The organism is Desulfobacter sp. (genome assembly GCF_050177295.1).
Window position 1 is genome coordinate 1 of sequence record NZ_JBFXHE010000180.1, and the last position, 8,612, is coordinate 8,612.

General features: G+C 52.2%; 8 protein-coding genes. 4 read left to right on the top strand and 4 right to left on the bottom strand.

Features of this window, described 5'->3' with window-relative positions; all coding sequences use genetic code 11:
- The 3 genes from AB7U36_RS13210 to AB7U36_RS13220 all read left to right on the top strand — a co-directional run.
- Positions 1–2,688: DUF2126 domain-containing protein (locus tag AB7U36_RS13210; protein WP_428160229.1), on the top strand; the 2,688-nt coding region annotated here is incomplete at its 5' end.
- Positions 2,689–2,751: 63 nt separating this feature from the next.
- Positions 2,752–3,042 (top strand): BrnT family toxin, encoded by a 291-nt coding sequence (locus tag AB7U36_RS13215; RefSeq protein WP_428160230.1) that lies wholly within the window; start codon positions 2,752–2,754, stop codon positions 3,040–3,042.
- Positions 3,029–3,247: a CopG family transcriptional regulator gene (locus tag AB7U36_RS13220; protein WP_428160231.1), complete on the top strand. Its 219-nt coding sequence runs from the start codon at positions 3,029–3,031 to the stop codon at positions 3,245–3,247. The genes AB7U36_RS13215 and AB7U36_RS13220 overlap by 14 nt, the downstream gene beginning before the upstream one ends.
- 163 nt (positions 3,248–3,410) lie before the next feature.
- Here AB7U36_RS13220 and priA read toward each other — a convergent pair whose 3' ends face one another.
- A complete protein-coding gene (gene priA / locus AB7U36_RS13225; protein WP_428160232.1) occupies positions 3,411–5,873 on the bottom strand; it encodes a primosomal protein N' in 2,463 nt (820 codons plus the stop codon).
- Positions 5,874–6,364: 491 nt separating this feature from the next.
- Here priA and AB7U36_RS13230 point away from each other — a divergent pair, with 491 nt between their 5' ends.
- Positions 6,365–7,393 carry a Rid family hydrolase gene (locus AB7U36_RS13230; protein ID WP_428160236.1) on the top strand — a complete coding sequence of 343 codons (1,029 nt, stop codon included), beginning with the start codon at positions 6,365–6,367 and terminating at the stop codon, positions 7,391–7,393.
- A gap of 109 nt (positions 7,394–7,502) precedes the next feature.
- Here the strand turns inward: AB7U36_RS13230 and AB7U36_RS13235 are convergent, their stop codons facing one another.
- The 3 genes from AB7U36_RS13235 to AB7U36_RS13245 form a co-directional block, all read right to left on the bottom strand.
- Entirely contained in the window at positions 7,503–7,778 is a 276-nt protein-coding gene (locus tag AB7U36_RS13235; RefSeq protein WP_428160233.1) for a BrnA antitoxin family protein, read from the bottom strand.
- A gap of 106 nt (positions 7,779–7,884) precedes the next feature.
- Positions 7,885–8,397 (bottom strand): GNAT family N-acetyltransferase, encoded by a 513-nt coding sequence (locus tag AB7U36_RS13240; protein WP_428160234.1) that lies wholly within the window; start codon positions 8,395–8,397, stop codon positions 7,885–7,887.
- Between the two features lie 23 nt (positions 8,398–8,420).
- A partial coding sequence (locus tag AB7U36_RS13245; RefSeq protein WP_428160235.1) for a hypothetical protein occupies positions 8,421–8,612 on the bottom strand: 192 nt, incomplete at its 5' end.

The following is an 8,612-nucleotide window of genomic DNA, read 5'->3' on the forward strand; positions in this document are numbered from 1 at the left end:
GTGGGGCTGGACCCCACATCCGGACTTTTAGCCGGTGAAGGCCATATCCCCCTTGCCTGCACCCCGTTTCCCAAAAGCGCGGCCCCTGTCACGGGAGGGCTTGAACTGTGCGAAGTCGAGTTTTCCCACATCATGCGCGTCACACGCATCCACGAAGACCCCCGGTCCACCAAGCCCTATCCCGAGGAGATCTGGACAAAGATTCATGAGCTTGGATTCCGGGTGGATGAAGAGATTAAAAAAGAAAACATCACCCTGACCATGGGCGGGGAACCCACCTTTGTGTCAGCCACGGACATGGACGCCGATGAATGGAACACCGCAGCCGTGGGGCCCACCAAAAAAATCAAAGCCATGGAACTGCTCCGGCGCCTGCGCGGCAAATGGGCCCCGGGCAGCCTTGTGCACATTGGCCAGGGCAAATGGTATCCGGGCGAATCTCTGCCCCGCTGGGCCCTGGGCTGTTACTGGCGAAAGGACGGCAAACCCCTTTGGCAGGATCCGTCCCTTCTGGCGGATGACACCCTGGACTACGGATTTGGCCCGGCCCAGGCAAAAATTTTGATGCAGACCGTCACCCGGGTCCTGGGCGTGGATGAAACATACATCATACCTGCCTATGAAGATGTATTCCACTGGCTGTTAAAGGAGCAACGCCTGCCGGCAAACGTTACCCCCGAAGACTCCCGGCTGAAAGATCCAGAAGAACGCGCCCGCATGGCCCGGGTATTTGAGCAGGGCATCGGTGCGGTAACCGGATTTGTGCTGCCCATTAAAAAAGGGTCCTGGAAAAGCTGCGCCTGGGAACTGCGCGCCGGCAATTTGTTTCTGGTTCCGGGAGATTCGCCCATGGGGCTTCGCCTGCCCCTGGACAGCCTGCCCTGGGTATCCCCCGGGCAATATCCTCATGTGGTGGAAGAGGATCCCATGGGCATCCACGGCCCGTTCCCGGATCCGCTGACCCCGGGTCCGGACAAGGAACGGCTGGGCCGGGCGGAAAAGGCCAGGGAGGGTCAATTTCACATCCCGGGACAACCCGAGACAGAAACCCGGGATGACGTTGTATCACAGCGCCTTGGGCCCGCCTCCCCTGGGGCTTATTCCACCGGCGGCGCCGAACCGGTCATCCGTACGGCCCTGTGTATCCAGCCCAGGGACGGACGGCTGTATGTGTTCATGCCCCCCATGGCCAGTGCGACGGATTATTTCGAACTGATTGCCGCTGTGGAACAGGCTGCCCGCGCCACAGGCTTTCCCGTGATCATTGAAGGGTACACCCCGCCATTTGACCACCGGATCAATGTTCTCAATATTACCCCGGATCCCGGGGTGATTGAAGTGAACATCCACCCGGCCACCACCTGGGGCCAGATGGTGGCAGCGACCTGTGATCTTTACGAAGAGGCAAGGCTGTCAGGCCTTGGCACGGAAAAATTCATGCTGGACGGGCGGCATTCCGGCACCGGCGGCGGCAACCACATTGTCATGGGCGGCCCCAGCCCCGGCCAAAGCCCCTGGCTTGCCCGGCCGGACCTGCTGCGCAGTTTTTTAACGTTCTGGAATAACCATCCATCCCTGTCTTTTCTTTTTTCAGGACTGTTCATGGGCCCTACCAGCCAGTCCCCGAGAATTGATGAAGCCCGCCACGACACCCTGGATGAACTGGACATTGCCTTTGCCGAACTTGACAACCGGACCGCATCCTGTCACTCCTGTTTTCTGCCCGGATCAGGTCCTGAATCAGACAAGGGACTGCCATGTCCGCCCTGGCTGGTGGACCGGCTGTTCCGCCACCTGCTCACGGATCTTACCGGCAACACCCACCGGGCTGAATTCTGCATTGATAAATTGTACTCCCCGGACTCTGCTTCCGGGCGTCTGGGCCTGTTGGAGTTCCGCTCCTTTGAGATGCCGCCCCATGCCAGAATGAGCCTTGCCCAGCAGTTGCTGCTGCGCATATTCATGCTCAAATTCTGGAAAACACCATACCGGGAAAAGCTGGTGCGTTGGGGCACGGCCCTGCACGACAAGTTCATGCTTCCCTTTTATGTGTGGCAGGATTTCTGCGATGTGCTGGATATTCTGGGCAGAGACGGATATGACCTGACACCTGCGTGTTTTCATCCCCACTTTGAGTTCAGGTTTCCCTTTATCGGAAAAGTCTGCCATGCGGGTATAGAAATGGAACTGCGCACAGCCATTGAACCCTGGCATGTTCTGGGTGAAGAGCCCGGCGGCGGCGGTACAGCCAGGTATGTGGACTCATCGCTGGAGCGCATCCAGATCAAGGTGAGCGGTATGGCAGATGTCCGCTACCAGGTGCTTTGCAATGGACGGCCCCTGCCCTTACATCCCACAGACATAAATACCCGGTTTGTGGCCGGCATCCGGTACCGGGCCTGGCAGCCCCCGTCCTGCCTGCACCCCACCATTGGCGTGCATACCCCGCTGATCTTTGACCTGATGGATACCTGGAACATGCGATCCGTGGGCGGATGCACCTATCATGCAGCCCATCCGGGGGGCCGGAATTACGACACCTTTCCGATTAATTCCCTGGAAGCAGAAGGCCGGCGAATTTCCCGGTTCAGGGATATCGGCCACACCCCCGGCCCCATGAACCTGATACCTCATGAACCCTTAAACCCGAGGTTTCCACATACCCTGGACTTAAGAACCCGGCCTTGATTCCATATATTTAGCCATATAATTATATTGACATTCAAAAAGAATGGATCTACCATCATCAACATGATTAATGATTCAAATTTTGAGTGGGATGACAATAAGGACAAAATCAACCAAAAGAAACACGGTGTGTCATTTGCACTATCTCAATTGGCTTTTTTAGACCACAATCGTATCATTTTAAAAGACTTGAATCATAGCACTGAAGAGGAACGATTCTATTGCTTAGGCAAAGTTTCCGGAGAAATCCTTACTGTAAGATTTACATACCGCTTAAACAAAATCAGAATATTTGGCGCTGGTTACTGGCGGAAAGGTAAAAAGATCTATGAAACAGAAAATGGAATATACTGATGAGCCAATGGGAGAGGTAAAAATCGTTTCTGATTTTCTTCCTTCTCCTGAAGAGTTGGTTTTAAAAGACGAAACCGTCAAGGTCACCATTGCACTTAGCAAAGTAAGTGTAGATTTTTTTAAAAAAGAAGCAAAAAAGCACAATACCCAATACCAAAAGATGATACGCCGTCTTTTGGATGAATATGCAGCTCATCAGGCGTAATTTAATAGTATATGAATTTCCATTTTGGGGAAAATATATGAATTTCCATTTTGGGGAAAAATAAAGCCCGCCGAAGGGCGATAATTTAAAATTAAATTTTACTATACACGAATTTAACCTGGCGTGGAATGGGTAATGCGCATGGGAAAGGCCCCTATCCTGATTAAAGCAGGGAATAGGGATCCACATCTATGGCAATGGAGACGGATTTCACCTTGTGGATGGCCGGGTCCTGAACCATGGCCGATACCATTCTGCTCAGATTGCCCGATGAAACACCTTTGATAAGAATCTGCCACCTGTACCGGGAGGAAATCTTCTGGATGGCCGCTTCAATGGGCCCCAGGATACGGGCTTTGGGTTCCCGGGTATTGAGCCGTTCAAGAAGGTCTGCGGCAAGCCGGGCATGGTCCCTTGTCCTGTCTGCATTTTTTCCTGAAATCTTGAGCTGGATCATCCGGGAAAACGGCGGATACATCAGGGCCTTTCTAAAGGGGATCTCCTGGTTGAAAAATTCAATGTAATCCTGGTTGCGGGCCGCTTTAATGGTAAAGTGATCCGGACTGAAGGTCTGCATGATCACCCGGCCCGGCGCCTCTCCCCTGCCGGCCCGGCCAGCCACCTGGGCCAGCAGCTGGAAGGTGCGTTCACTTGCCCTGAAATCGGGCAGGCTCAGGCTTAAATCCGCACAGATCACCCCCACCAGGGTAATGGCCGGGAAATCATGGCCCTTGGCCAGCATCTGGGTGCCCACGATAATATCCACGGTACGGTTGCGGATCTGGCGCAGAATTGCCAGGGTGCTGCCTTTCCTGGCTGTGGAGTCCTGGTCCATCCGGGCCACCCGGGCATCGGGAAACAGGGTTTTCAGCATGGATTCAATCTTTTCCGTACCAAACCCGAAATTCCTGATTTTCCCGGTGCCACAGTCAGGACAGCGAATGCCGGAATTCAGGACATGACCACACAAATGGCACTTATAATGATCTGCGCCCTTGTGCAGGGTCATGGTCACATCACAATGGGGACAGCCCAGGGTTTTGCCGCAGGAGGCACATACGGGGAAAGTGGAGAACCCCCGGCGGTTTAAAAAGATCAGGGCCTGGTTACCCTTTTCCAGGCAGGAACGGATGGCCCGGCCAAGCTCCGGGGTAATGATGCTGTCTGTTCCCCAGGTTCCCTGGTACTTTTTCATATCCACCAGGGTGATGTCCGGCAACCTCTGGCTGTTCACCCGCCGGGTCAGTTCCAGTTTAAAAAATTTTTCCGACACCACGTTCAGGCAGGACTGCACCGAAGGCGTGGCAGAGCCCAGCACCACAGGACAATTGTGCATTTTTGCCCGGACCACGGCAAGATCCCGGGCATTATAGCGCAGGCCTGATTCCTGTTTATAGGAATAGTCATGTTCCTCATCCACAATGATGAGGCCGAGATCCCGGATTGGCGCAAAAATCGCAGACCGGGCCCCGATGACGATATGGACCTTGCCAAGGCCGATTTTCCGCCACTGATCCAGGCGCTCGCCCTGGGACAACATGGAATGAATCACGGCAATTCTTTCACCGAACCTTGCTCTGAAACGCCGCTCGGTCTGGGAAATCAGGGCAATTTCCGGCACCAGTACAATGGCTCCCCTGCCCTTTTCCACAGCATCCGCCACCAGGCGCATGTACACCTCGGTCTTACCGGACCCGGTCACGCCCACCAGCAGACAGGGGGAGAACACATCGCGGCGGTCCTGGATCTCTTTGACAACGGCAGCCTGTTCACCGGTAAGTTCAGGCGGGGTATCCGGTGTCACCGGGTCTCCAAAAGGATCTCTGAATACCCGGCGGCTGGACACGTTCAGCCACCCGGCTTCGGCCATGGGTTTGATCAGAGTCGGTGCTGTGGGCACCTGCCGTTTAAGACCGGTCAGGGAAACCTCCCCTGCCTCCCGGACAATGGCAAGGATTTTCTGACGTTTGGCTGACATCCGGATCGAGTGCGCCGGTGTTTGCCCGGACAGGGAGATAAATTTTTCGGTTTTAATCCCTGCGGTTTCCTTCTGGAGCACGGCGGTCACCTGGACCAGGTCTTTTTTTTCAAGCCGGCGCAGGACCGCAGCTCCGGCAGGATCCCGGCGGGAAAGGGATTTTAAAGAGACCCCGTCCTTTTCAGCAGCCAGGCCCAGGACCCTGGCTTCTTCACGGGACAGGTCCCCGGATTCAAGGGCCTGGGCGCCCTTGCCCGTGACAAAGGCCCGGGAGACATCCAGACAGTCCAGACCGGCGGGCATTGCCGCTTTAATCGTGTCCCCCAAAGGATAGATATAATACCCTGCCACCCATTTGAAAAAATCAATGTCAGATTCGGGAAACAGGGGATGGTCATCCAGAAGATCCAGCACATCTTTGGTCTTATATGGCCCGCTTTCCGTTTTTCCCGCCAGGATATAGCCGGTGACCCTGCGCCGTCCAAAGGGGACCAGCACACGCATGCCGGGACAGGCATCAGCCCGGAACCTACCGGGAATCGCGTAAACAAAAGTCTGGTTCACAGGCAGGGTAACAGCAACCTCAATGTAGTCCGTGGAAATCATGGGGGCATTGTGCAGGATAAACTTATGAATTTCAATACCCATTCAATAGCGTCCGCGAAAGCAACTTTGTGCGCTACCGCGTGGGCCTTTGGAGTACCACGCCTGGAAGCGCAGGTGGATTGAGGGGTAATCCCGTACGATAGACATACCCCACCCCGGGGCCTGGGAAAAACATAGTGAAACTTACCACAGGGCCTGGAAACGCCTGAACTTGAAAAAAATCCTTAAAAAATGGGAGATTGATGAAAAGGTCATTACCATAAAAAATAAGAAAGCAGTCTGCATCCCTTAATCATAGAGAAACGCAACTTGACAAACTACCAATTCCCGGATTATTCTCCTCAAAATTTATGACAAAAAAAAGACGCTATCCAAATTCCGGTATTATTCAAAATATGAAGCTGCAAGAGATATTCTTAGAAGGATATGGTCACCCCATCCTCGTCAAATTGATTCAAACCAAAGAGTCGGAAACTTTATCCTCAGAGGTTGTCCTCTCCTGTGAAGCAAATGGGAGAGAACCTGCCTTGCCTGTGAAAATGACCTGCTTTGTGCCGTCCAGGGAGGCGAAGACGACTCTCAGGCATACCGTCAAGGCCCATGAAAAGCTGTCTGCAATCCCGGTTACCATCGTTGTCCAGCCGCCTTTGGGTGTGTATGGCGTATTGGCATTAGTTTGGTATATCACCGAAATACCCGCAAGAACGACCCATAACAATAATTGCATGGCCGTTGAATTGAAAAACGGCAACCAATGGCTCTTTATTGCCCAGGATATTGACGCCGGAGAAACAACAACCATTGAGGCTGATGAAACAGCGTGTGAAAAATCCGCTGAACGGTCTTTAACGGCACTTTTCAACAACCTGGAACATTTTGGTTTCAATTTTCACGATCTTTTGCACACCTGGTATTATATTCCCCAAATCACCGGATATTCCAATCAAAAAGAAAGGTATCAAATTTTTAACAAATACCGTAAAGAGATATTTACAAAACAATCAAATCCCGATCATCCTGTTGCTTTTTTTCCCGCCAGCACGGGAATCGGGTGTGATAATGCTCGCGTACAAACATCCGCCGTTGCATTTAGATCCAACGCCCCGGTTTCAGCCTATGCCATGGAAAATGGATACCAGGTCCCGGCCTATGAATATCCCCAGCAGGAAAGCATTGAACCTCCTCTGTTTTCAAGGGGAATGTGCCTGCTCTCAAAAAAGTCAGCCATGATCTTTGTTTCAGGTACGGCCAGCATCCTGGACGCGAAAACGGTGTGTGAGAATGATATTGCAGGCCAAACCCACCAAACCATCAAAAACATTCACAGCCTGCTGCTGCAAAACGCCATAAAACACGGGCTGGCATCACCCGTGAAAATCGGGGAATCCATACAATACTCCACAGTCTATATCAAGCAGGAGGCAGACTTCCCGGTAGTGAAAGAGATTTGCCGCAAGTTTTTCGGAAATATACCCATACTATTCGTAAAGGCGGATATATGCCGGAGCAACCTGTTGGTTGAAATCGAATGTATCTGCTGCATGTATACCAACCAAGTATAAATAGTCATCCCCTGCAATAATCCTGATTAAAAAATCCCCGGAAAAACGGTCCAGGCCACCCGTTCAAAACCACTGATCAGCCGGTTTTTATCCCGGGGAAAGGGTTAAATCATGCAGACGCTTTTGCTAATTCTTCCCGGATAACCTTTCGTAAAATACTCTCAAGGCTCGGTTGATCCGCTTGGTCTTCAGCAATTACCTTTTTTAAACTTTCATTAATAAGGGTTTGGTATCCCTTTTTTCCTGCTTTTGATTTGAAATAACCAATAACCCCGGCATCCAGCATGATGGTAATTCGCTGTTTTTTTTCTACTGGCTTTAGTCCCTGACGAAGAACGGCTCTGTCAAAATCAGCCTGAGTCACTTCCGGGTATTCATCATCCACAGAGGTTTTTGAAATAGGGTGCTCACCCGCTCATCTTAAATCTGAAAAAATTAATTTTACATGGAGGGGTTGCAATAGTTGAAACTCATCTCAAGCCTCCCGGTCTTCAGCCGAGGGGCCGTTGACTCACAGGCGGATACCAGATCATCAATTCCGAGGGCGGGTGCACCGACTCCACCACAAATCCCAGGCTCAGATAAAGGTGCCTGGCCATTGTGTTGGCCTGGTCCACGATAAGGGTCATGGGTGCACAGATTTTTTTCGCCGCCTCCTGCATGGACTGCAGAACGGTTTTGCCGAACCCTTTTCCCCTGGCAACGGGAATAAATGCAATATCCAGCAGATGCACGCTGTTGTGGCCGAAATCCACGACCGCCCTGCCGATTCTCTCCCGGTGGTGCTCAATGATAAAGGTGAGGGCGTTGGGATAGTTGGCCCCGTATCCCAGGGTCTGGAAGTTAAACTGGTGGCCGATAATCTCTTCCACATATTCGGGGTCATTGTCGGCCAGGCGCAGTGCATCCCGGGTGGAACGAAACAATTCTTCGATAAATATGCTGTCGTTCGGATTTGCCGGCCGCATGGAGATGTTGCTGCCGGAAAAATTCAGATTGCTCATATTTGTTTGCCTTTTTATTGGATTTATACAGGATCGGGGTTGGGAATGTAACCATTTCGTCTTGAAATCTTTTTTTCCTTTTCCCTCATTTCAGCAGCTTCCTCCGGTCTTCGCATATGGTCCAGGATAATTGCCAGGTTGCCGTACCAGGTGTGATTGCCCGGATGGAGCTGGATGGAGCGTTTCATGCATTGGTGGGCGGGCAGGATTTTGCC